Annotated in this window: 21 protein-coding genes; 16 read left to right on the top strand and 5 right to left on the bottom strand. The window is 68.4% G+C overall.

The window, feature by feature from the left end:
- Positions 1-39: 39 nt before the first annotated feature.
- From ABN034_RS02290 to ABN034_RS02270, 5 genes are read left to right on the top strand one after another with little or no spacing between them, the layout of a single operon-like run.
- The gene (locus tag ABN034_RS02290; RefSeq protein WP_349689285.1) at positions 40-1,020 is read left to right on the top strand and encodes an aldo/keto reductase; all 981 of its coding nucleotides are present in this window, start codon (positions 40-42) and stop codon (positions 1,018-1,020) included.
- Complete coding sequence (locus ABN034_RS02285; protein WP_349689284.1) at positions 1,017-2,393, top strand: GH1 family beta-glucosidase; 1,377 nt, start codon at positions 1,017-1,019, stop codon at positions 2,391-2,393. Before ABN034_RS02290 ends, ABN034_RS02285 begins: the two co-directional genes overlap by 4 nt.
- A complete protein-coding gene (locus tag ABN034_RS02280) occupies positions 2,386-3,087 on the top strand; it encodes an SDR family NAD(P)-dependent oxidoreductase (protein ID WP_349689283.1) in 702 nt (233 codons plus the stop codon). Before ABN034_RS02285 ends, ABN034_RS02280 begins: the two co-directional genes overlap by 8 nt.
- A gap of 20 nt (positions 3,088-3,107) precedes the next feature.
- Positions 3,108-3,650, top strand: a complete 543-nt coding sequence (locus tag ABN034_RS02275) for a 2,4'-dihydroxyacetophenone dioxygenase family protein (RefSeq protein WP_349689282.1) — start codon at positions 3,108-3,110, stop codon at positions 3,648-3,650.
- Positions 3,651-3,697: 47 nt separating this feature from the next.
- Positions 3,698-4,753: a LysR family transcriptional regulator gene (locus ABN034_RS02270; protein ID WP_349689281.1), complete on the top strand. Its 1,056-nt coding sequence runs from the start codon at positions 3,698-3,700 to the stop codon at positions 4,751-4,753.
- Here the strand turns inward: ABN034_RS02270 and ABN034_RS02265 are convergent.
- Positions 4,636-5,385 (bottom strand): hypothetical protein, encoded by a 750-nt coding sequence (locus ABN034_RS02265; protein ID WP_349689280.1) that lies wholly within the window; start codon positions 5,383-5,385, stop codon positions 4,636-4,638. The two genes, ABN034_RS02270 and ABN034_RS02265, sit on opposite strands and share 118 nt — an antisense overlap.
- Positions 5,386-5,440: 55 nt before the next feature.
- Entirely contained in the window at positions 5,441-6,217 is a 777-nt protein-coding gene (locus ABN034_RS02260) for an alpha/beta hydrolase (protein WP_349689279.1), read from the bottom strand.
- Between the two features lie 141 nt (positions 6,218-6,358).
- Between ABN034_RS02260 and ABN034_RS02255 the strand changes: the two genes are divergently transcribed.
- From ABN034_RS02255 to ABN034_RS02225, 7 genes are all read left to right on the top strand, one after another.
- Positions 6,359-7,120: a lysophospholipid acyltransferase family protein gene (locus ABN034_RS02255; protein ID WP_349689278.1), complete on the top strand. Its 762-nt coding sequence runs from the start codon at positions 6,359-6,361 to the stop codon at positions 7,118-7,120.
- Positions 7,121-7,122: 2 nt separating this feature from the next.
- Positions 7,123-8,289: a MacS family sensor histidine kinase gene (macS, locus tag ABN034_RS02250; RefSeq protein ID WP_349689277.1), complete on the top strand. Its 1,167-nt coding sequence runs from the start codon at positions 7,123-7,125 to the stop codon at positions 8,287-8,289.
- 562 nt (positions 8,290-8,851) lie between these two features.
- Complete coding sequence (locus tag ABN034_RS02245) at positions 8,852-9,175, top strand: YciI family protein (RefSeq protein WP_349689276.1); 324 nt, start codon at positions 8,852-8,854, stop codon at positions 9,173-9,175.
- A gap of 11 nt (positions 9,176-9,186) precedes the next feature.
- Positions 9,187-10,419 (top strand): RNA polymerase sigma factor, encoded by a 1,233-nt coding sequence (locus tag ABN034_RS02240; protein ID WP_349689584.1) that lies wholly within the window; start codon positions 9,187-9,189, stop codon positions 10,417-10,419.
- Between the two features lie 76 nt (positions 10,420-10,495).
- A complete protein-coding gene (locus ABN034_RS02235; RefSeq protein WP_349327918.1) occupies positions 10,496-11,167 on the top strand; it encodes a response regulator in 672 nt (223 codons plus the stop codon).
- A 103-nt stretch (positions 11,168-11,270) separates the two neighbouring features.
- Positions 11,271-12,296, top strand: coding sequence for a 6-phosphofructokinase (locus tag ABN034_RS02230; protein ID WP_349327919.1), 1,026 nt, complete (start codon positions 11,271-11,273; stop codon positions 12,294-12,296).
- Positions 12,297-12,326: 30 nt separating this feature from the next.
- On the top strand, positions 12,327-13,655 hold the full coding sequence (locus ABN034_RS02225) for a class II 3-deoxy-7-phosphoheptulonate synthase (RefSeq protein ID WP_349689275.1): 1,329 nt from the start codon (positions 12,327-12,329) through the stop codon (positions 13,653-13,655).
- A 34-nt stretch (positions 13,656-13,689) separates the two neighbouring features.
- Here the strand turns inward: ABN034_RS02225 and ABN034_RS02220 are convergent, their stop codons facing one another.
- Positions 13,690-14,970: a mandelate racemase/muconate lactonizing enzyme family protein gene (locus ABN034_RS02220; protein ID WP_349689274.1), complete on the bottom strand. Its 1,281-nt coding sequence runs from the start codon at positions 14,968-14,970 to the stop codon at positions 13,690-13,692.
- Complete coding sequence (locus ABN034_RS02215) at positions 14,967-15,788, bottom strand: RraA family protein (RefSeq protein WP_349327922.1); 822 nt, start codon at positions 15,786-15,788, stop codon at positions 14,967-14,969. The genes ABN034_RS02220 and ABN034_RS02215 overlap by 4 nt, the downstream gene beginning before the upstream one ends.
- Positions 15,789-16,275: 487 nt before the next feature.
- On the opposite strand from ABN034_RS02215, the gene ABN034_RS02210 reads away from it, so the two are divergent.
- From ABN034_RS02210 to add, 4 genes are read left to right on the top strand one after another with little or no spacing between them, the layout of a single operon-like run.
- A complete protein-coding gene (locus ABN034_RS02210; protein ID WP_349689273.1) occupies positions 16,276-17,733 on the top strand; it encodes an extracellular solute-binding protein in 1,458 nt (485 codons plus the stop codon).
- A complete protein-coding gene (locus ABN034_RS02205) occupies positions 17,730-19,733 on the top strand; it encodes an ABC transporter permease (RefSeq protein WP_349689272.1) in 2,004 nt (667 codons plus the stop codon). The genes ABN034_RS02210 and ABN034_RS02205 overlap by 4 nt, the downstream gene beginning before the upstream one ends.
- Positions 19,734-19,789: 56 nt before the next feature.
- Positions 19,790-20,845, top strand: coding sequence for a threonine aldolase family protein (locus tag ABN034_RS02200; RefSeq protein WP_349689271.1), 1,056 nt, complete (start codon positions 19,790-19,792; stop codon positions 20,843-20,845).
- 22 nt (positions 20,846-20,867) lie between these two features.
- Entirely contained in the window at positions 20,868-21,929 is a 1,062-nt protein-coding gene (gene add, locus ABN034_RS02195; RefSeq protein WP_349689270.1) for an adenosine deaminase, read from the top strand.
- On the opposite strand, the gene aroF is transcribed toward add, so the two are convergent.
- A complete protein-coding gene (aroF, locus tag ABN034_RS02190; protein WP_349327927.1) occupies positions 21,926-22,963 on the bottom strand; it encodes a 3-deoxy-7-phosphoheptulonate synthase in 1,038 nt (345 codons plus the stop codon). The two genes, add and aroF, sit on opposite strands and share 4 nt — an antisense overlap.
- Positions 22,964-23,065 lie beyond the last annotated feature (102 nt).

The raw sequence follows: 23,065 nt of genomic DNA, 5'->3' as shown, positions 1-23,065 counted from the left end.
CCTTGTCGGACCCGGTGACGTACCGATCGAAAGGGTCGCATGAGCGAGAACAACTCTGGCCGGCTGCCGCTCCGCCCGCTCGGCGGCACGGGCCTGGAGGTCACGCCGGTCTGCCTCGGTTGCGGTGTGCTGGGCGGGATGGAGCGGATCTTCGGCTACGACGTGACCGCCGACCAGGGAGTCGCGACCGTCCGTCGCGCCCTGGACAGCCCGGTCAACTTCCTCGACACGTCCGCGGGCTACTCCGACGGCGAGAGCGAGCGCCGGGTGGGTGCCGCCCTCCGGGCTCATGGCGGCCTCCCGGACGGGTACGTCCTTGCGACAAAGGTCGACCCGGACCCCGAGACCCGGGACTACTCCGGCGCGCAGGTGCACCGCTGTGCGGAGCAGAGCCGCGAACGCCTCGGTATCGACAGCTTCCAGCTGCTCTACCTCCACGATCCGGAGGTGATCGGCTACGACGCCGCGATGGCGCCGGGTGGCCCGGTCGAGGCACTGGTCGAGCTGCGGAAGGCGGGTGTCGCCGCACACCTGGGCGTCGCTGGCGGGCCGATCGAGCTGCTGAGCCGCTTCGTCGCGACCGGCCTGTTCGAGGTGGTCCTCACCCACAACCGCTACACGCTGGTCGACCAGTCCGCCGGACCATTGCTCGACCAGGCCACGGCCGCCGGCGTCGCCGTGGTGAACGCCGCGCCGTTCGGCGGCGGCATCCTGGCCAAGGGCCCGGAAGCCGTCGCGAAGTACGCCTACCGCGAGGCGGATGACGCCATCCTGAACCGGATCCGGACGATGCAGGACCGCTGCACGGCCCACGACGTACCGCTCGGCGCCGCGGCGTTGCAGTTCTCCCTGCGGGAGCAGCGGATCGCGTCCACGGTGGTGGGCGTCTCCCAACCCGAACGTGTCGACCAGACGGTCGCCTGGGCCAACTGGCCGATCCCGGACGAGCTGTGGCGGGAACTCCGGGACCTGCTGTCGAACGGACCAGACACGGGTACGGCTGGTCGAGGGAAGGGATGACGGTGCCGAAACTGCCGGACGGGTTCGCGTGGGGTGTCGCCACCGCGAGTTACCAGATCGAGGGTGCGGTGGCCGAGGACGGCCGGGCGCCGTCGATCTGGGACACCTTCACGCACACGCCTGGACGCATCGCGGACGGCCGCAACGGTGACGTCGCCTGCGACCACTATCACCGCTACGCCGAGGACGTCGCGCTGATGGCGGACGTGGGCGTGACGCACTACCGCTTCTCCCTGGCGTGGCCCCGGATCCAGCCGACGGGCGTGGGACCACTCAACCAGGCGGGGATCGACTTCTACGCCCGCCTCGTCGAAGCGCTGCTGGCGAGAGGGATCCAGCCCTGGGTGACCCTCTACCACTGGGATCTCCCGCAGGCGTTGGAGGACGTGGGCGGCTGGCCGTCGCGCGACACGGCGTACCGCTTCGCCGACTACGCGGTCGCGACGTACGAACGACTGAAGGACCGCGTAGCGAGCTGGACGACCCTGAACGAACCCTGGTGTTCGGCGTTCCTCGGCTACGGCAACGGCCAGCACGCCCCAGGAGTCCAGGACGAACGCAAGGCCCTGCACGCCGCGCACCACCTGCTGCTCGGGCACGGTCTCGCGGTCTCCGCCATGCGCGCGGCGGGAGCGGCCGACCAGCAGATCGGGATCACCCTGAATCTCTGGCCGGTCACACCGGTCAGCGACAGCCCGGTGGACACCGACGCGGTCCGGCGGGTCGACGGGATCAACAACCGGTTCTTCCTCGACCCGGTGCTGCGCGGAAGCTATCCCGCCGATGTCCTCGACGACGTCGCGAAGATCACCGACACCGACCACATCCAGTCCGGCGACGAGCAGGCCATCGCGGCGCCCGTGGACTTCCTCGGGGTCAACTACTACAACCCGAACTACGTCCGCGGTGGTGCCTCCCGGGCCGCCGGTGGCCGGGCGTGGATCGGCTGCGACGACGTGGAAGCGGTCCCGCAGGGCTTCCCGGTGACGGACATGGGGTGGGAGGTCGAGCCCGACGGACTGCGTCGCCTCCTGGTCAGACTGCACCACGACTATCCGGGGTTGCCGATCTACGTCACCGAGAACGGCATGGCGGCCCGCGACACGATCGACGCGGACGGCAGGGTGGACGACCCGGACCGGATCGCCTACATCGACGCGCACCTGCGGGCCGGCGCACAGGCGATCGCCGAGGGTGTCGACCTGCGCGGCTACTTCGTGTGGACCCTCACCGACAACTTCGAGTGGTCCTGGGGATTCAGCAAGCGGTTCGGCCTCGTCTACCTCGACAACGAGACCCAGGAGCGGATCCCGAAGACGAGCGCGGTGTGGTTCGCCTCCCTCGCGCGGACGAACGAGCTGCCCGATGGCTGAGCAGCATGTCCTCGTCGTCGGCGGCACAGGCGGCATCGGGGCGGCGGTCGCCGAACACTTCGGCGGACTTGGAGCCCACGTCATCGCCGCCGGCCTTCCCACCAAGGCTCCGCCACCGGAATCGACGGCCATCACGGTGGAGGAGATCGACCTGGCGAAGGACGGCCAACTCGAGGACCTGATAGCCCGTCAAGCGCGCCTTGACGTGCTCGTCAACTGCGCGGGCATCATCCGGCGTCGCCTGGAGTTCCAACCCGAAGTCTTCTCCCAGGTCATCGACATCAACCTGACGGGGACGATGCGCGCATGCGTCGCGGCCCGGGCCCTGCTCGCCGCGTCGCAGGGCAACATCATCAACGTCGCCTCGATGTTGAGCTACTTCGGCGGGCCGCTGGTACCTGCGTACACCGCGAGCAAAGGGGGAGTCGTGCAGCTCACCAAGTCACTCGCCGTCGCGTACGCCGAGGACGGTATCCGGGTCAACGCGGTCGCTCCCGGCTGGATCCGGACCGACCTCACCGCCGAGATCCGCTCCGATCCCGAGGCCGAGCGGCGCATCCTCGACCGTACCCCCTTGCGTCGTTGGGGAACGCCCGCCGAGGTCGCCCAGGTCGTGGCGTTCCTCGCCTCGCCGGGTGCGGCGTTCGTCACCGGCGCCGTCGTACCCGTCGACGGTGGATACCTCGCCGCGTAGAAAGACTCTGGAGGTCACCCATGACAGAACGCCAGCGCCGGCCCGCCAACTCCGCCGACTCCGCCGACATCGTGTTCGGCAAGGTCACCGAGTCCGAAGGCGTCCTGCAGGAGATCGCGATCGCCGCGATGCCCGACGACGACCGGATCTGGGTCGAGCAGGAGAAGGACGTGTGGTTCCGCCCGCTGATGTTCAACACCGTCGTCGGGCAGTGGTGCAACCTGCTGCGCGTCACCCGTTCGGGCGTCGTGTCGCGACACCGCCATCCGGCCGCCGTCTACGGCTACGTGATCAAGGGAAAGTGGCACTACTACGAGCACCCCTGGGTGGCTGAGGCGGGTCACTTCGTCTACGAGCCGCCCGGCGAGATCCACACGCTCACTGTTCCCGAGGACTGTGCGGAAATGGTGACATTTTTCAACATCACCGGAGCGATGATCTACCTCGACGCCGACGGGCGCCAGATCGGCTACGAGGACGTCTGGACCAAGATCGAACTCTGCCGGGCCCATTACGCCAAGGTCGGACTGGGTGCAGACTTCGTGGAGCAGTTCATCCGGTAGGCGCCCACGCCCGCGGGGCAGTGCCTGAGCCGTAGGGAGGCACCGCCATGGACCTGAGCCAGGTCTATCGGTTCAGGTTGGACTGGATCACGAGCTTTGTCGCGGTCGCGCAGTACGGCGGCTTCTCCGCTGCGGCCGCCGCGCTCTACCGCTCCCAGCCGCGGATCAGCATCCATGTCGCCGAGCTCGAACGCGCCCTCGGCGTACGACTGTTCGACCGGTCGGTCCACCCTGCTGTCCTCACGCCGGAGGGGCGGGCGATCCTGCCGCACGCCAAGGCGGTTCTCGCGCACGTCCAGGAACTCTGCGACGGCGCGGCCTCCGACGGGACCGCCCGCGGAGAGGTACGCCTGGCGATCTATCCCAGTGCGGCGGCCTTCCTGCTGCCCGAGCTGCTCGTGGAGCTGCGCCGGCTGCATCCCCACGTGAAGCTGGTCCTGCGCGAGGGTCCGACCATGGCGTTGAGCGAGCTGGTTCTGACCGGAGAGGCGGACCTGGCCATCCGTCCGGTCCTCCCTCCGGTGTCGACGGAGAAGCTCGCGCACAAGGCGCTGTGGCAGGAGCCGCTCGTCGCGGTCGTCGGGAGCCGCCATCCGTTCGCCGGCCAGGACGGTGTGGAACTCGACGCACTCGCCGGCATGCCGTTGATCACGATCGGCGAGGGCGAGGAACAGGCGAGCTCGCAGTTCGAGACCAATCTCGTCTTCGAACAGGCCGGGCTCTCACCCCACGTCGTCTTCCGGAGCAACCAGCCCCAGACCCTGATCGCGCTCGTCCGCCGCGGACTCGGGATCGGCGTGACCAACTCCCTCGCGATGACGACGTCGAACCTCGACGGGGTTCGTCTGGTCCCCATTGCCGACGCGCACTGCCAACGGGAGGTGGCGCTGTGGTGGCGTACGGACCAGCCGCGTTCGGTCGCCGCGACGGCCGTGCACGAGGTGGTCTGCGGACTGCCCGCCCCCCACGGCGCTGCCGGGCAGACTCACACGATGGCGCCGTCCTCGTCGTCCGGCGGACCGCCCTTCATCCGTACGACGAGAGTCAGGAAGCCGGCGATGAAGCAGACCACGCCGACGACGACGAACCAGCTGGGTACGTAACGGCCGGCCACGGTCGCCAACAGCAGCAGCACAGGTCCACCGAGGAACGCCACCCACGCGAGTTTCGTCACCGTCTCGACCCGGGGTAGTGGCGGCGGTGGCGGCGGGACGTAGCGCTCCTCGTCGGCTGCGGACGAAGCGTGTCCACGCCCCGCACTGCCAGCCGGGGTTTCGACGGACGTTTCCGTCGTCGTTTCCCCTCCAGGCGGGGGAGCATTCTCCGTGGCCCGATGCTCGGCGGCGTTGTCATCCTCCTGGACCGGCCATCGCGGGACGGCGTCGGGTGCCGTCGCGTCATAGCCTGCGATGATGGCTGCCCAGGCCTCGTCCTCGTCGAGCGTCGCCTGGCCCTGAGCAGGTTCGGTGTCCTCGCCTCCTCCGCTCACCTGTCGAGGCAGCTGGTCGGCCAGCAGGGCCCGTGCCTGCTCCTCGGCCTCCTTGTCGACAAAGAGCCGGTCGCACGGGACCGCGGGCAGCCGGATCTCCAGACAGGGGCCGAGCACCGGTGGGCACGGCTCGGTGTAGGCGGCGACCTGGGCGGTGCCGAGAACGTCGAGCATGCGGTCGGCGACGCTCGGGTCGAGGTCGGCGATCGCGACGTACGAGGCGGCCTGCAGACCGTTGTCACGCATCGGAGCCTCCCGCGAACTTGCAAGACCCGGCGACCAGGACGGCACTGACCCTCGCTCAGGCCCAACCAGGGACTGGCCTGCCAAGGGACCGGCACAACCGCTCGACGAATGCCCACGTCTCGGCGTAGATCGTCGGCGCGTCATAGTCGAGCGTGGCGACATGGTAGCTGTCGGCCAGGCTGTGTTCCTCGATCTCCCGCGAGCCGACACGTGCTCGTAACAAGCGCATGCTGGAGCCGTCGAGCACATGGTCCTGCAGAGACCGGAAGACCAGCAGCGGCTGGGTCACCGCCGGCAGTTCGGCGGCGACCAGACGCCACAGCTGGGTGAGCGAGTGCAGTGCCGACAGCGGTGTGCGGTCGTAGGCGCCCTCATGGGCGCCCGGCTTGTGGATGTCATGGCCGATCGCGGGCAGCGACGCGACGAACCGGTGCATCAGCGGAAGCGACCGCAGCCGGATGTCGCGGCTGCCCAGGGCCGGATTGACGAGCACGACGCCCGCGATCCGGTCGCCGTGGACTTCCGCCAGTCGGAGCGCGAGGCACGCACCCATGGACTGGCCGCCGACGATCACCGTGTCGCACTCGGCGGCGAGCCGGACGAACTCCCGCTCGACGCAGGCGTACCAGTCCTGCCATCCGGTGCGGTTGAGGTCCTGCCACGTCGTGCCGTGCCCCGGCAGACGGGGCGCGGCGACGCGCATACCGTGCTCGGCGAGATAGGTGCCCCAGGGCCGCATCGAGTGCGGAGAGCCGGTGAAACCATGGCAGAGCAGAGCGCCGGTCCGGCCGGTTCCGGCGTACAACGGCTCGGCGTGGGACTGCACTCGCACGGTGCGTGCTCCTCGGGAAGTCGCGCGACGCTGGGGACTTGCGAGAATATCCGTTGAGCCACATTCGCGCCGTGACCCACCGGGCGTTGCCCTGAGATCTGCAGCGGCCTAAGGTGCCGAACAGGAGACGAAGGAGAGAACTTGTTCTACTGGTTCCTCAAGGTCTTCGCCCTCGGACCGTTGCTGAAGACCATCTACCGGCCGTGGGCCGAAGGTCTGGAGAACGTTCCTCGCGAAGGTCCAGCCATCTTCGCGAGCAACCACCTGTCCTTCGTCGACTCGGTGTTCCTCCCTCTGGTGGTGACCCGGCGGATCACGTTCCCGGCGAAGATCGAGTACTTCACCGGCGTGGGCATCAAGGGCCGGCTGACGGCACTGTTCTTCCGCGGCATCGGCCAGGTGCCGATGGACCGCACCGGCGGCCGGGCCAGCCAACTCGCCCTCGACGCCGGCCTGCGGATCCTCCAGCGCGGCGAGATCTTCGGGATCTACCCCGAGGGCACCCGATCGCCCGACGGGCGGCTCTACAAGGGCAAGACCGGTGTCGCCCGCCTCGCCCTCGCCTCCGGCGCGCCTGTCCTTCCCGTCGCCATGATCGGCACCGACACGATGCAACCGCCCGGCAAGGCGCTGCCCAAGATCATGCGACCCGGCGTACGGATCGGCAAACCACTCGACTTCAGCCGGTACGAAGGCATGGAAGACGACCGCTTCGTCCTGCGTTCGGTGACCGACGAGATCATGTACGAGCTCATGGAGCTGTCCGGCCAGGAGTACGTCGACGTCTACGCCCAGCGCGCCAAGGACGAGCTGGCCCTGAGCAGGAGGCGGTCCGCAGACACCGGACCGACCGATGACGGGGCAGAGCGTGGTGCGGGGACCGACGTACGCAAGGCGAGCTGAGGGTGGCTCACCCCGCGGAGGGGCCTGACCCGGCGGCATCGTTGTGGAAGGGCCTCGCGGTCCTGAGGTTCGTCTTTCTCGCGCAGGCGCTGGCGGTCAACCTGCTGCGCTGGCCGGAGCTGGCGCACCCGATGGCGGTGTGGTTCGTCCTGAGCGTGATGGCCGCGTGGACCCTGCTCATCAGCTGGGCCTATGACGCGCCGAGCAGGCGCCGGTGGCAGGTCCTGTCCGCCGACCTCGCGGTGGCCGTGGGTGCGCTGCTCACGACGCCGTACATCCTGAGCGAGCAGATGCTGGAGCAGCACGACTTCACCGTCCCGACGTACTGGGTGACGGCCCCGGTCCTGGCGTGGGCGATCCATCGGGGCTGGGTGGGCGGTGTCCTTGCCGGTCTGGTGATCGTCCCGGCCGACCTGTCGACGCGGGCGGTCATCAACGACTCCACGTTGGGCAACCTGTTCCTGCTGCTGCTGGCCGCCCTCGTCGTGGGCTACACGTCCGCGTTGGTCCGCCAGGCAGCCACGGAGCGAGCCCGAGCGACGGAGCTGGCCGCGAGAACCGCGGAGCGTGAACGCCTCGCCCGCGCGGTTCATGACGGGGTCCTGCAGGTGCTCGCCTACGTCCAGCGGCGCGGACTCGCGATCGGCGGTGAGGCGGCGGAGCTTGGCCGGGCCGCCGGCGAGCAGGAGGAGCGGTTGCGGAGCCTCATCCGTGGTGGAAGCGAACCGCTCGGGACCGCCACTCACGGCCAGGTCGACCTGGCCCGGGAGCTCGCCGGGTTCGCCGCCACGAATGTCTCGGTCGCCGCTCCTGCCGAACCGGTGCTCGTGCCCTCGGAGGTCGCCCGGGAGCTGGTCGCCGCGGTCAAGGCGGCCCTCGACAACGTTCACCAGCACGCGGCGGGAGCGCGCACCTACCTGCTGCTCGAGGACGACGAGCACGGCGTGGTCGTGAGCGTCCGCGACGACGGGCCGGGGATCCAGCCCGGCCGGCTCGAGGCGGCGGCGGCCGATGGGCGGATGGGTGTGAGTCGTTCCATCGTCGGACGGCTGGCGGAGCTCGGCGGGACGGCTACATCGCGGAGTGCGGCGGGGGAGGGGACCGAGTGGGAGCTGCGCGTCCCCCGGGCGCCCGCCGCCCGTGCAACTGACACAGCGCCAGCGACCTAGCAGGACTTCGTCAGGGGGGTGCTCTGGCTCGTCGTCGTGGGTTGATTCGGTTGTCTGGCGTCAAGGACCTGGCACATTTCGATCTCGAGGCGGTGTCGGATCGGGGCTGACGTGTTCGTAGCAGGGGTGAGAGGCCGCCCACGAGGGGCCGCCCCCTGGAGGGAGAAGCCAATGAAACTGACGACCATCACGAACGTCTCCGTCGACGGAGTGATGCAGGGACTTGGCGGGTGGTCGACTCGCGAGCCACGCCGAAGGGCGTGACGCTCCAGGTCTACCGGCCCAGCGGGCGCCCGCAGTACGCCACCTGAAGCACGTGGCACAGGCGCCGCGCTGCGGGCCCCAGCCGTGGCAGGCTCGCCGGGCCCTCCGACCCACCGCCGCGGCGCGGGCGCCCCGAACGCCGGACGGGATACCGTCGCTGTCGGGTCGCTCACCACCGGCGACCGGCAGGTCCTCGAAAGAAGTCCGGGAAGGGTGTCGGATCGAAGCAGAGACGTTCGTAGGGCGGGTGAGCGGCCGCCGACGAGCGGCGCCCCACAGCACAGGAGATGATCTTCAGATGCAGTACCTGGTTTCCGTGATCCACGACACGGCCGGCCTCGCCACCCCGGACGAGATGGCTGCCATCAACGCGTTCAACGACCGGCTCGAGGCGGAGGGTCACTGGGTCTTCGCCGGCGGCCTCGCGGCGCCCAGCGCGGCCACCGTCATCGACAACCGGCGTGGGCAGGCGGTGTTCACCGACGGGCCCTTCCTGGAGTCGAAGGAGTACCTCGCCGGCTTCTGGATCATCGAGGCCCCCGACCTCGACGCGGCGCTGGGGCTCGCCGCCGAGGGGTCGAAGGCCTGCAACCGGAAGGTCGAGGTACGGCCGTTCCTGTGACACCCCACGAAATGAGCGTGGTCGACGTCCGGGAGGCGATCACCCAGGCCCACCACGAGGAGTGGGCGCGGGTGGTCGCCGCCCTGACCAGGCGTTTCGGTGATCTCGACATCGCAGAGGAGGCGGCGGCCGAGGCGTTCGCGACCGCCGTCGAGCGGTGGCCGGCCGACGGCGTACCCCCCAACCCCGGCGCCTGGCTGACCACGACTGCCAACCGCAAAGCGATCGACCGGATCCGGCGCGAGAGCAAGCGCGGCGACAAGCAGAAGGAGGCTCAGATGTTGTCCGACGACGACCCGCCCGAGCCGCTTGGCGCCATCGACGACGAGCGGCTCCGGCTGATCTTCACCTGCTGTCACCCGGCGCTGGCGATGGAGACCCGCGTCGCGCTGACGCTGCGCATGGTCGGCGGTCTGACCGTTCCCGAGATCGCCCGTGCCTTCCTGGTGCAGGAGACCGCCATGGGGCAGCGGATCACCCGCGCGAAGGCCAAGATCAAGGCGGCTCGCATCCCTTATCGGGTGCCGTCCGCGGAGGATCTCCCGGCTCGTGTGTCCGGCGTACTCGCCGTCCTGTACCTCGTCTTCAACGAGGGCTACCTGGCGACCGGCCCCGACACCGATCCCGTACGTCACGACCTGACCGCCGAGGCGATCCGGCTCACCCGCCTGATCCGTGCCCTCATGCCCGACGACGGTGAGGTGGCCGGGCTGCTGGCGCTGATGCTCCTCACCGAGGCCCGCCGCACCGCCCGGGTTTCGACCAGCGGCGAACTGGTCACCCTCGACGAGCAGGACCGAGGGGCCTGGGACGCAGGCATGGTCGCCGAGGGCCATGGGCTGGTGCGGGAGCGGCTGGCCACCGGGGTGGCTCCGGGTCCCTACCAGATCCTCGCGGCGATCAACGCCGTGCACACCTCCGCCCGCGACGTACGCGACACCGACTGGTCGCAGGTCGTCGCGCTCTACGACCAGCTCGTCCGCCTCGACCCGTCGCCGATCATCGCCCTCAACCGGGCCATCGCGGTCGCCGAGCTCGACGGCCCGGAGGTGGCCCTGGCGACCGTCGACCGTCTCGAGGACAAGTTGGCCGACTATCACGCCTACCACGCGACCCGCGCCGACCTGCTGCGCCGGCTGGGCCGCAGTCAGAAGGCGCGCGCGGCGTACGACAAGGCCATCGAGCTGGCCGGCAACACCGCCGAGACCGCCTACCTGACTCGCCGCCGCGACCAGCTGGGGTAGCGCACAACACACGACCCGACATACCTGACGAAGTACTACTAGCAGGACGCCGGCCGTTGTGCGTACTGTCGGGACCATGATCCGCGTGATGGTCGTCGATGATCACCCGATGTGGCGCAACGCGGTCGCCCGCGATCTCAGCGAAGCGGGATTCGACGTGGTCGCCGAGGCGGGAGCCGGTGAGGAAGCGCTGCGCCGGGCGGAGGCCACCAGACCCGACGTCGTGGTCCTCGACCTGCAGATTCCGGAGCTCGGTGGCGTCGAGGTGACGAGGCGGCTGCTGGAGGCCAACTCCGGCAGCCGCGTCCTCATCCTCTCCGCCAGCGGGGAGCAGGGCGACGTCCTCGCCGCGGTCAAGGCGGGCGCGACCGGATACCTCGTCAAGTCCGCCTCCCCCGAGGAGTTCGTCGACGCCGTACGCCGGACCGCCGACGGCGACGCCGTCTTCACCCCGGGCCTGGCGGGGCTGGTGCTGGGTGAGTTCCGCCGCCTCTCCGGTGCCTCGCGGGTCGCCGAACCCGTCGCGCCGCAGCTCACCGAGCGGGAGACCGAGGTCCTGCGACTGGTGGCCAAGGGCCTGAGCTACCGGGCCATCGCCGACCGGCTCGTCCTCTCCCACCGCACGGTCCAGAACCACGTCCAGAACACCCTGCGCAAGCTGCAGCTGCACAACCGGGTCGAGCTCGTCCGCTACGCCATGCAGAGTGGCCTCGACGACGGCGAACCCGACGAATCACCCGACGTCTGACGCTGGATCCCCGCCCTGCCGACCGGCCATCAACTGCCGGGTCTAGGCTCGACGTCGACCTGTTCTTGCGGTCTTTGTTCTGTCATTGCGAAGGGACCTGTCCATGCGCGTTGGTGTCCTCACCGGGGGTGGCGACTGCCCCGGCCTGAACGCGGTCATCCGGGCCGTCGTCCGTAAAGGCGTCGGGGAGTACGGCTATGAGTTCCTCGGCTTCCGTGACGGCTGGCGCGGCCCGCTGGAGAACGTCACCAGCGAGCTCGGCATCCCACAGGTGCGTGGAATCCTTCCGCGGGGCGGAACCATCCTCGGTTCCTCGCGGACCAACCCGTTCAAGGTCGAAAACGGCGTCGAGCGCATCAAGGACAATCTGGCCTCGGGCGGCGTGGACGCGTTGATCGCCATCGGTGGCGAGGACACCCTCGGGGTGGCAACGAAGCTCGCGGAGCTGGACGTCAAGGTCGTCGGCGTACCGAAGACGATCGACAACGACCTGGGCGCCACCGACTTCACGTTCGGCTTCGACACCGCCGTCAACATCGCGACCGAGGCCATCGACCGGCTCCACACCACCGCCGAGTCCCACCATCGGATCGTGGTGGTCGAGGTCATGGGCCGCCACGCCGGCTGGATCGCGCTGCACTCCGGCCTCGCGGGCGGCGCCAACGTGATCCTCATCCCCGAGCAGCCATTCGACATCGACAAGGTGGTCGAGCACGTCGAGAGCCGGTTCCGTACCAACTTCTCGCCGATCATCGTGGTGGCCGAGGGCGCGACCCCCAAGGAGGGTACGCACGCCCTGCACAGCGAGGAGCTCGACGCCTTTGGGCACGTCCGCTTCGGCGGGATCGGTGACCTGGTCGCCAAGGAGCTGGAGAAGCGCACCGGCAAGGAAGCCCGGGCGGTCGTCCTGGGCCACACCCAGCGCGGCGGCACGCCCACGGCGTTCGACCGCTGGCTCGCCACCCGGTTCGGGCTCCACGCGATCGAGGCGGTCCACGACGGCGACTTCGGCAAGATGGTCGCCCTCCGCGGCACGGAGATCGTCCGCGCTCCGCTGGCCGACGCGACCCGCGAGCTGAAGGTGGTCACGCCGGACCTGTACGCCGAGGCGGGGGTCCTGTTCGGCTGAGCGCCGACCCCCTACCGGTAACCTTGCCGGGTGAATTCCCGTCAGAACTGGCGGGCGCTCCCTGCCGCCCAGCAGCCGGAGTGGCCTGACCCTGGTGCCGTGGAGGCCGCGGCCGCCCAGCTCCGTACCTTCCCGCCGTTGGTGTTCGCGGGCGAGTGTGACTCGCTCAAGGCGAGGATCGCCGACGTCGCCACCGGCAAGGCGTTCTTCCTGCAGGGCGGCGACTGCGCCGAGACGTTCAACGGGGTGGGCGCCGACGCGCTGCGGAACAAGCTGCGCACGATCCTGCAGATGGCGGTCGTCCTCACCTACGCCGGCAGCGTGCCGGTCGTGAAGGTGGGCCGGATCGCCGGACAGTACGCCAAGCCGCGGTCGAAGCCGACCGAGACCCGGGCGGGAGTGGAGCTGCCCGCCTATCGCGGTGACGCGGTCAACGGCTTCGCGTTCACACCTGAGGACCGGGCGCCCGACCCGGACCGGCTGGTGCGTACCTACCACTCGTCCGCGGCCACCCTCAACCTCGCCCGCGCGTTCGTCATCGGTGGCGAGGCCGACCTGCGGCAGGTGCACGCCTGGAACACCGACTTCGTGCGCGACAGCCCGGCGGGGGAGCGCTACGACCGGATGGCCCGCGACATCGACCGGGCGATCTCGTTCATGCACGCCTGTGGTGCTGACCCGGCCGAGTTCCACTCGGTCGACTTCTACGCGAGCCACGAGGCGCTGCTGCTCGACTACGAGGACGCGCTCACCCGGATCGACTCCCGCACCGGAACGCCGTACGACTGCTCCGGTCACTTCCTCTGGATCGGTGAGCGTACCCGCCAGCTCGACGGTGCCCATGTGGAGTTCGCGAAGGGGATCCGCAACCCGGTTGGGGTGAAGCTCGGCCCGACGAGCACACCCGAGGACGCCCTGGCGCTCATCGACGCGCTCGACCCTGATCGCGAGCCGGGCCGGCTGACGTTCATCACCCGGATGGGTGCGGGGAAGGTCCGCGACGCCCTGCCTCCGCTGGTCGAGAAGGTCACCGCCAGCGGGGCGACCGTCGCGTGGGTGTGCGACCCGATGCACGGCAACACCTTCGAGACGCCGAGCGGCTACAAGACCCGGCGCTTCTCCGACGTGATGGACGAGGTGGAGGGCTTCTTCGAGGTCCACCGGTCCCTTGGCACCATCCCCGGCGGGCTGCACGTCGAGCTCACCGGTGACGAGGTCACCGAGTGCGTGGGTGGCGGGCATGCGCTGGAGGAGGCCGATCTGGTCCACCGGTACGAAACCGTGTGCGACCCACGCCTCAACCGCGCGCAGTCGTTGGAGCTGGCGTTCCTCGTCGCGGAGATGCTGCACCGGGCGTGAGAACCTCACGCCCGGTGGCATGACGAGGCAGAGCTCAGCTCCAGAGCCGGTCTCGGAGGAGTTCGCCGTCCCAGGTCGAGGAGTCGGCGAAGAACGTCGTGTCGGCGGGGTCGAGGTGCTCGCGGAACAGCTCCTCGTTGATGTCGTCGAATCCGAGGCCGGGCCCCTCGGGCACCGCGATGTGCCCGTCGTCCTCGACGAGCGGGTTGGGCAACCCCGTCACGAGGTCGCTCCAGAACGGGATGTCGGCCGCGTGGTGTTCGAGCGCCAGGAAGTTGTTGGTCGCCGCGGCGATGTGCACGCTCGCCAGGGTGGCGATCGGCGTGCCGGCCATGTGCAGCGCCATCGCGACGCCGTGCTCCTCGGCGAGGTCACCGATCTTCTTGGTCTCCAGGATGCCACCGGAGGTGGCCGGATCAGGGTGCGCGACCCGGATGGCCTCACGTTCGAGCAGCGGCCGGAAGTTCTCGGCGAGGTAGATGTCCTCGCCGGTACAGGTGGGCGTGTTCAGCTGCGTGGTGAGTTCGCGCCACTGCTCGGTGAGCTGCCACGGCACCATGTCCTCGAGCCACGCGAGGGTGAACGGCTCGAGCGCATGGCCCACCCGCAAGCAGGAGTTGACACCGATGTGGCCGAAGTGGTCGACCGCCAGCGGGATGTCGTAGCCCACGATGTCGCGCACGGTGGAGACGTGCGCGGCGAGGTGTTCGGCACCCTTCTCGGTCACCTGGATCCCGGTGAACGGATGCATCGTCGCTCTTGACTCGCGTGCACCCGGTGGGGCGATGAGGGCGCCGGGCACGTCCCAGAGCAGGTCGATTCCCACGTCACACTTGAGGAACTGGTAACCACGCTTGCGCCGGGCGAGGAGCCGTTCGCCCAGCACGGTGGGGTCCGACGAGCGTGGCGTGTCCGCGTAACAGAGCACCCTGTCGCGGAACTTCCCACCCGCGAGAGCGTACGCGGGTACGCCGTACGCCTTGCCGGCAAGGTCCATCAGCGCCATCTCGACCCCGCACACGCCACCGGCCTGACGTGCATGGTGGCCGAACTGCTTGACCTTGCGGAACAACTTGTCGACGTTGCAGGGGTTCTCGCCGAGCAGTCTCGCCTTCAACAGCAGGGCGAAGGTCTTGCTCGCGCCGTCGCGTACCTCGCCGAAACCCGCGATCCCCTGGTTGGTGTCGATCCGGATGATGGTCGAACGGAACGGAACCCCCACCAGGGTGGCGATCCGCAGGTCGGTGATGCGCAGGTCACTCGGTCGGGAATGGGTGGTGACGTTGTCCAACAGTTGCTCGGGATCCGCGGTCACTGCTGCTGCTCCTTCTTCCATTGCTGGAAGTCCTCCTCGATGTGGTCCGGCCAGGTGCCGACGTCGATCTCGGCGCTGGTGTAGACGCCTTCGGCGAGGCGGAGCTTTCCGAACACGTCGCGGGTCCGGATGTTCTCACTGGACTCGGCGACCTTCTCGGCGAGGTGCGGTGGAATGAAGACCAGCCCGCTTGGCGTACCGAGGACGACGTCGCCGGGCAGCACGGTCGCCTCCCCGATGCGGACCGGGATGTTGATTCCCGCGAGGGTCACGTGCCGGATCGGTGTCGGATCGACGTCCCGGAAGAAGAAGTTGACGTCCTTCAGCTCCACGATTCCCTGGTAGTCGCGGATACCACCATGGATGACCGCTCCGACTCCGGTGCGGGCGGCGACCGCCGTGCTCAGGTTGTCGCCGACGACCGTGCCCTCCTTCACCTTGCCGAAGATGTCGGTGACCATCACGTCGCCCTGCTGCAGCGTCTGGATGATCCAGGAGTTCTGCTTGTCGGGGGCAAGATGGCCCTCCCGTGCCCCCGCTGTGACGGTTGCCGCGTCGTAGTCGGGCCGATGCGGAAGGAACTGTGACGTCACCGCCCGGCCGACGAGGATCGTGCCGGGATGGGTCTCTCGCCATCCACCGGCAAACTGGCGATCGTAGCCCGCACGCAGCAGGGTGCCCCACGCCTCTTCCGTGGTGGCGAGTCGGAGCCGGTCGAGCACGTCGTCGGGAACACGCGGTCGGCCGTCGGCGAAGCGCTCGCCCGACCACTCACGGGTGAGCTCGATGAGGTGGTCAGGGGTGGGTTGGATGCGCATGAAAAGAAGGGACCTCCGTAGTCGGTCGTCGACACTTCAGCATCTCACGCGGCCACGGACGACCCCTCGGTCTTCCGAGATCGGTCACGATGTCGGGGTCGGCGAGCCTGGCGTCGCAACCAGCTCGACTGCGGAACGAAACTTTCGCGGGCTTCGGTCCGTGCACCTGCCCGGACGACCATGTCGATCTCTTATGGAGGTTCATGCGCCCAGCGCATGAACACCTTCTGGACTTCAGGCGTGTTGCCGAGAAGTAGGGCCTCGACCTGCTGGGTTGCGGCCGCTTTACCAAAGGATCTGGTAATTACGCGCCGGGGTCACTATGGTGACGCCACCCAGTGTGGATCCACCCCCGACAGTTCGAAAGTTTCGTCGATTGGCCCGCTCCATCCTCACTGAACAGACGGCCACTCGGTTAGCCCGGCCGGTGCGTACCCAGTGAGTCGGACGGCCTCGACGCCTGAAGGTGTACGTGAGAGGTGTGCTCATGGAACGTCCAGCGAGCTTGGATCGCCGTCGATTCCTCGCCCGAGCGGGATTGGTGGGCGCGGCTCTTGCCGTACCCGGCGTGGCGGCGTGCCGGACCGAGGCAAGTAAGACGAGAAACGCTCCGCCGCAGGCATCCAACGCGGCTGTGCCGAAGAAGCTGCTCGACGAGGCCAAGGACTTCGAAGGCCAGACGACCCGCACGTTGTCGACGCGGCAGTACTTCGACAAGGCGAACACTGCGGTGGAGAACATCCTCCAGACCTTCGCCAAGGACACGAAGACGACGGTCAAGAACGCCACATTCAATGCCGACGAGGGCAACTTCGTGGCCAAGCAGCAGGCTGCCGTCAGGGCCGGCAATGTCGCGGACATGGCGTCCGTCGATGCTGGTCGGTTCGTCTCGCAGATGCACGAGCTCGACCTCATCGAGGACGTCACCGATGTCGTCGACGAGCTGGTGGCGGAGCTCGGAACGGCCGGCGGTACCGCTGAATACTCGTTGGTGATCGACGGCAAGTGGTGGGGAATCCCCTTCTACAGCATGGGTTCCGGTGTGTTCGCACGCAAGGACTGGCTGGAGGAGAAAGGCATCGCCTACGAGGACATCAAGACCTTTGAAGACGCCCGCGACGCGGCTCTCGAGATCTCCAACCCCGACCAACAACGCTACGGCTGGGGTCTCACCGTCAACCGCGGCGGTGACGCCAACGGACTCGTCGAATCGCTGATCAACGCCTACGGTGGCGGAATCAGCGATGACGCGGGCGAGAAGGTCGTCTTCAACTCTCGGGAGACCATCGAGGCGGTCCGTTTCCTGTCCGAGATCTACACGTCGGACAAATACAAGCCGATGCTCCCACCAGGAGTGATGAGCTGGACCGACACGGGCAACAACGAGGCCTATCTCGCCGGGGTCACCGGTTTCACCCTCAACTCCTACAGCATCTATGCCGAGGCCATGACGACCGGCAACGCCGTCCACCCGGTGACGTGGACCTTCCCGGGGTTCGCCGGACCGGCGACCGACGTCTCGCTCACGACGGCGGGAGTCATGGCCTTCGTGATCTTCAAGGGCGCGAAGAACCCCGACCTCGCCAAGATCGTGGCGAAGTACCTCGCCTCGGGTGATGGTCTGCTCCCGTTGGCGAAGGACGCCGGCGCGTTGGTCTACCCGGCATACGAGAAGGTCTGGAACTCCGACCCCTTCTACCTCGAAGGTGACCCGATCTTCAAGCCCACTTACGAGTTGGCCACGAAGGAGCTGCCGATCGAGACCACGACGGGCTACCACTTCCCGCAGGACGCGAGTCCAGGTCGAGGAGCGGTCGGGCAGGCGTACATCCTCACCGACATGATGGGTGAGATCATCCAGAAGGGTGTCGAGGTCGAGACCGCCGTGGAGAACGCACACAAGCGCATGGTCCAGACCTTCGAGCAGCTGGGGTTCAAGCAGTGAGCAGTGCGCTCCGTGAAGTCCGTCCTGCACGTCCACAGTCAGGTGCGGTCGTCAGGAGACGGCGGCTCCTCGGCACGGACTGGCGGGTGGGTTACCCGTTCGTCGGCCCGATGGTGCTGCTGTTGGTGGGCCTGATCGCGATCCCGTTCCTCGACGCGATCAGGCTCAGCTTCACGGCCCGCCACGGCGCCGACAACGTTTTCGTCGGGTTCGACAACTACGTCAGGTTGTTCGGCGACCCGTTCTTCGGTCGTTCGGTGTCCAACACGATCGTCTACACCGCCTACTCCGAGGTCTTCAAGGTGAGCGCCGGGCTGATCGCGGCGCTGCTCCTGCACAACCTCAGGAAGGGGCGGTCCCTGGTCACGGGGCTCGTCCTCCTGCCGTGGGTGATCCCCACGGTGGTGGCGGCGGTGAGCTGGCGGTCGATCTTCGACCCACTGTTCGGCAGCTTGAACTACCTGCTGAACCAGCTTCACCTGGGGCCGTTGCTCGCCGACCTTCATGTGCTGCCGCAGTGGCCGACGACCTGGCTCGCCGACCCGGACCTCGCGATGGCGTCGGTGGTGATGGTGAACACCTGGAAGGGGATTCCCTTCTTCACCATCAACTTCCTCGCCGGCCTGAAGGCGATCGACAGCCAACTGTACGAAGCGGCCGCGGTCGACGGCGCGTCGGCGTGGCGACGGTTCATCCATGTCACACTGCCCGGCCTGAAGTACGTCATGCTGGTCACGGTGTTGCTGTCGACGATCTGGACGTTCAACAACTTCGACTCGGTCTGGTTGCTCACCCAGGGCGGCCCGGCCGGCTCGACAGCGTTGTACACCATCTTCGCCTACCAGACAGCGATCCAGCAGCTCCAACTCGGCCTCGGCTCGGCCGCGGCGGTGATCCTGCTGCCGTTCACCGCGGTGCTGATCTTCGTCCTCGCACGGTACCTGCGCGGCGGTGCGGGTACGGGCAACGGCGATGGCGTGGTCGCGCGGTTCTTCGCACGGATCAGTCGGCCCATCCTCTGGACGGTGGGGGTGGCCTTCACGGCTCTGTTGATCAAGCTGGACCCACAGCTCTTCGTGAAGGCGGCTGTCGGGGTGGCGATCCTCATCGGCTTCGGTATCGGATGTGCCAAGGCCTCGGAGGTGCTGACGCAGGTCGGCAACAAGGGACTGAGCGGCAACCGCCTCGGGCGAGTTCCGTTGTGGATCGCGCTGGCGGGCCTGCTGTTCTTCGTCCTGGCGCCGATCTACTGGATGATCATCACGGCGTTCAAGACGGACCTGCAGATGACCAGCCGGGTCAGCATGCTCTGGCCGACGCCGTGGACCAGCGACCAGTTCTTCAACCTGCTGGCGGAAAATCCGTTCGGCACGTGGTTCCGCAACACGTTGGTGGTGGCCCTGGTGACCACTGTGGTTGCGGTGAGCGTGGCGGCGTTGGCGGCGTACGCCCTTGCCAGGTTGAGGTTCCGTGGTGCACCGACGATCACCGGGTCGGTCCTGCTGACCTATGTGATGCCGGGCGCGCTGCTGTTCATCCCCCTCTACGGGATCGTCAGCAACCTGCACCTGATCGACAACCTCGGAGCGTTGTTCCTGACGTATCCGACGTTCGCGTTGCCCTTCGCCTGTTGGTTCCTCATGGGCTACTTCCGGGGAATCCCGTTCGAGCTGGAGGAGGCGGCGATGACCGATGGTGCGACCAGGATGCAGGCGTTCCGGCTGATCATCCTTCCGCTCGCCAAGCCGGCGTTGTTGGCGGTCGGGCTCTTCACACTCACGAACGCGTGGAACGAGTTCCTGTTCGCCTTCGTGTTCCTCACCGACGAGAGCCTGAAGACGCTTCCACTCGGTCTCCAGCAGATGATCGTCGGCGACATTGTGCCGTGGGGTCAGCTCTCGGCGGCGTCGATCCTGATCAGCGTCCCGGTGGTGCTTGCCTACGCCTACGCACAGCGGTTCCTCGTCGAGGGTCTCTCCGTCGGTGCCGTGAAGGGATGACGGTTGTCCTGGGGTGACAGCGCGGTGGCCACGACGGCATCGGTTACGGTGCCGTCGTGGCCACTCAGACGTCCCAGGACGTGATCGACCTCCGCAGCGACACAGTCACCACACCGACCCCCGGCATGCGGACAGCAATGGCGCGGGCGGAGGTCGGCGACGACGTCTATGCCGAGGATCCGGGTTGTCGTGGCCTGGAGGAGCGGGTCGCGGACCTGCTCGGCAAGGAGGCCGCGCTCTTCACGGTCACTGGGACGATGGCCAACCTGCTCGCGGTACGTTCGTTGGTGCGACCTGGCGAGGAGGTTCTGTGCGAGTCACGGGCCCACATCGCCCGGGCCGAGTTGGGGGCACACGCCGCGATCTTCGGCATCACCACCCGCACCTGGTCCCATCCACGCGGCCTGCTCGACCTCGGTGCCGTGCAGAGGCTGCTGGCGCCCAAAGCCGGTCCGTACTTCGTGTCGACCGCGGGAGTGTCGGTCGAGAACACCCACAACTTCGGCGGCGGCAGCATCCAGCCGCTGGGTCCCCTCCGCAAGCTGCGTGACATCACGAGGTCAGCCGGTGTCGGCGTCCATCTCGACGGTGCCCGGTTGTGGAACGCGAGTGTGGCGACCGGTATCCCCCTCGGCGAGTACGCCGCTCTCGCCGACGTGGTCTCCGTGTGCCTGTCGAAGGGGCTGGGGGCTCCGGTCGGCTCGCTCGTGGCCGGTACGACGGACCAGATAGCCGAGGCCCGGGTCTGGCGCAAGCGGCTCGGTGGGGGATGGCGGCAGGCCGGCGTCCTGGCGGCCGCCGGATCGTACGCACTCGACCATCACGTCGAGCGGCTCACCGAAGATCACGCCCATGCGCGGGCCCTCGCCGAGACGCTCGCCGACGCCCGCCCGGGACTTGTCGACCTGGCCGAGGTCGAGACCAACATCGTGGTTCTCGACCTCGTGCATTGCGGACTTGCCGCGGAAGACGTAGCTCTGCAGGCGCGCGCCGAAGGGGTCCTGGTGTCCGTGCTCGGCCCGTCGACGATCCGGCTCGTCACCCACCTCGACGTGGACGCGGACGCGTGCAAGCGGGCCGGCGACGTGCTCGCCCGCCTACTCGCGGAGTAAGTGACCAGCGGAGGTCCCAACCGTGTCGGACGTCATGTCGGCTGTCGCTTCCCTGCCCAAGGTCGAGCTTCATCTGCACCTGGTGGGTTCCGCATCCGTCGAGACGGTGCTGGAGCTGGCGCGTCGCCACCCGGACGCCGGCGTTCCCACCGAACGAGCCGCGCTCGCGGCCTACTACGAGTTCCACGACTTCCCACACTTCCTGGCCGTCTACGGCGTCGTGAGTGGCCTCGTCCGCACCAGCGCTGACATCGTCGCCCTGGTCGTCGGGCTCGCGCGCGACGCGGCCCGCAGCAACGTCCGGTATGCCGAGGTCACGGTCACGCCGACCTCGCATCTGCGGGCCGGGATCGCCCCGGACGAGCTTGCCGAGGCGCTCACCCAGGGCCGCCAACTGGCAGCGGCGGAGCACCGCGTCGGCCTCAACTGGATCTTCGACATCGCCGGAGGCGAGGGCCAGCAGAGCGGATGGGAGACGGTGGCGTTCGCCCTGCGGCATCGCCCGGCCGGACTGGTCGCGCTCGGCCTCGGCGGTCTGGAGGTGGGCGTCGGGCGGGCGCAGTTCCGCCGGCACTTCACTCTCGCCCGTGAGGCTGGACTCGCGAGCGTCGTGCACGCGGGAGAGACGACGGGACCGGCCAGCGTCTGGTCGGCGATCCACGACCTGGGTGCGGCAAGGATCGGGCACGGGATCGGTGCGGTCTCCGATCCGCGGCTGCTCGACCACCTGCGGGAACGCCGGATCACTGTGGAGATGTGCCCGACATCGAACGTCCGGACGAGGGCGGTGGCGTCCTGGGAGGTCCATCCGTTACCGAGGTTCCTCGACCACGGTGTGCCGGTCACCCTCTCGACCGACGACCCGGGGATGTTCGGTGCGCAGCTGAACGACGAGTACGTGCGAGCCGCCACTGTCTTCGGGCTGACCCAGGCCGAACTTGTCCAGATCGCTCGCACCGGCGTTCGAGCCGCCCTGTGTGAGGAGCCGGTGCGTGAGCGCCTGCTGGCGGAGATCGACGCGGTAGCCGACGGGCCCCAGGTCTCCACGAGCGAGTCCCTGCGTCGGGACGCGCCAGCCTCCTAACCCGCGGCCGTGGGGGACCGGTTGAGCATCCGGGGGAACTGACGTACGGCGGAGGCGAGCTCACGCAGCTCGGCTCCGGCCAAGGACTGGCGCCCGTCGACGAGAGCGTTCTCCGGGTCGGGATGGACATCGACCAGAAGCCCGTCGGTGCCGACCGCGATGGCCGCCCGGGCGAGCGGCACCACCAGGTCGCGCCGGCCGCAGGCGCGGGACGGGTCGACAATCACCGGCAGGTGGGAGAGTTGCTGGGCGAGCGGAATCGCCCCGAGATCGAGAGTGGCGGTGGTCGCGGTCTCGAACGTACGGATCCCGCCCTCGCAGAGCACGATGGCGAGGTTGCCGCGCTGGGCGACGAACTCCGCCGCCATCAGCCACTCGTCGACCGTGGCCTGCCGGCCGCGGGTGAGCAGGACCGGCCGGCCGGATCGACCCACGCTGTCGAGGAGCGGGAGGTTCTGCATGTGGGCGGCGCCGACCTGGAGCAGATCGGCGTAGGACGAGACGAGATCGACGTCACCGGGGTCGACGACCTCGACCGCGATCAGCAGACCGGTCGTGTCGCGGACGTTGGCGAGCACCTTCAGCCCCGCCTCGCCCTGGCTCGGGAAGCCCGGCGGCAGCGTTCGTGCGTTGTGCACGCCCCCACGAAGGACTGTCGCGCCGGCGGCAGCCGCCAGCCGGGCGGCTCCCAGGGCCTGCTCCGGGCTCTCGATGGCCGGTGGCCCGGCGATCAGCGTGAACGTGCCCGGCCCGATCGAGACCTGGTGTCCGGGCGGACCGATCTGCACGACAGAACGTCCCGTGTGTGCCTGGGCGCTGACGAGCTTGTAGGGCGCTGACACCCGCAGCACCGTCGAGACTCCGGGCATCACTGGCAGGTTGAGTTCGTAGCAGTCCGCGGCGTCGCCCACCACGCCGATGATGGTGCGCAGCACCCCTCGACTGACGAATGCCTGGCTGCCCGTGGACTCGATCCGTGCGACGACCGCATCGACCTGTTCCTCCGGTGCGCCCGGCGCCATGACGACCACCATGACAGGTGGGCCTCCCATACCACTAGCGGCGGACCTGCGTGCCGCTCGAGGAGTGGAGCGTATCCGTGCGCTCTCACCTACTGGCACGGTCGTCCGGGATCC

Origin of the sequence: Actinopolymorpha sp. B11F2, from assembly GCF_040195635.1 — a bacterium.
In the GTDB taxonomy this organism is placed as follows: domain Bacteria; phylum Actinomycetota; class Actinomycetes; order Propionibacteriales; family Actinopolymorphaceae; genus Thermasporomyces.
This window is presented reverse-complemented; position numbering and strand designations above follow the sequence as displayed.

Coding starts and splice junctions, on each gene's coding strand:
- ABN034_RS02290 (WP_349689285.1), top strand. CDS start 40: ATGAGCGAGAACAACTCTGGCCGGCTGCCGCTCCGCCCGCTCGGCGGC.
- ABN034_RS02240 (WP_349689584.1), top strand. CDS start 9,187: ATGAGCGTGGTCGACGTCCGGGAGGCGATCACCCAGGCCCACCACGAG.
- ABN034_RS02265 (WP_349689280.1), bottom strand. CDS start 5,385: ATGCGTGACAACGGTCTGCAGGCCGCCTCGTACGTCGCGATCGCCGAC.
- ABN034_RS02270 (WP_349689281.1), top strand. CDS start 3,698: ATGGACCTGAGCCAGGTCTATCGGTTCAGGTTGGACTGGATCACGAGC.
- aroF (WP_349327927.1), bottom strand. CDS start 22,963: ATGGTGGTCGTCATGGCGCCGGGCGCACCGGAGGAACAGGTCGATGCG.
- ABN034_RS02215 (WP_349327922.1), bottom strand. CDS start 15,788: ATGCGCATCCAACCCACCCCTGACCACCTCATCGAGCTCACCCGTGAG.
- ABN034_RS02280 (WP_349689283.1), top strand. CDS start 2,386: ATGGCTGAGCAGCATGTCCTCGTCGTCGGCGGCACAGGCGGCATCGGG.
- ABN034_RS02285 (WP_349689284.1), top strand. CDS start 1,017: ATGACGGTGCCGAAACTGCCGGACGGGTTCGCGTGGGGTGTCGCCACC.
- ABN034_RS02245 (WP_349689276.1), top strand. CDS start 8,852: ATGCAGTACCTGGTTTCCGTGATCCACGACACGGCCGGCCTCGCCACC.
- ABN034_RS02275 (WP_349689282.1), top strand. CDS start 3,108: ATGACAGAACGCCAGCGCCGGCCCGCCAACTCCGCCGACTCCGCCGAC.
- ABN034_RS02230 (WP_349327919.1), top strand. CDS start 11,271: ATGCGCGTTGGTGTCCTCACCGGGGGTGGCGACTGCCCCGGCCTGAAC.
- ABN034_RS02210 (WP_349689273.1), top strand. CDS start 16,276: ATGGAACGTCCAGCGAGCTTGGATCGCCGTCGATTCCTCGCCCGAGCG.
- ABN034_RS02235 (WP_349327918.1), top strand. CDS start 10,496: ATGATCCGCGTGATGGTCGTCGATGATCACCCGATGTGGCGCAACGCG.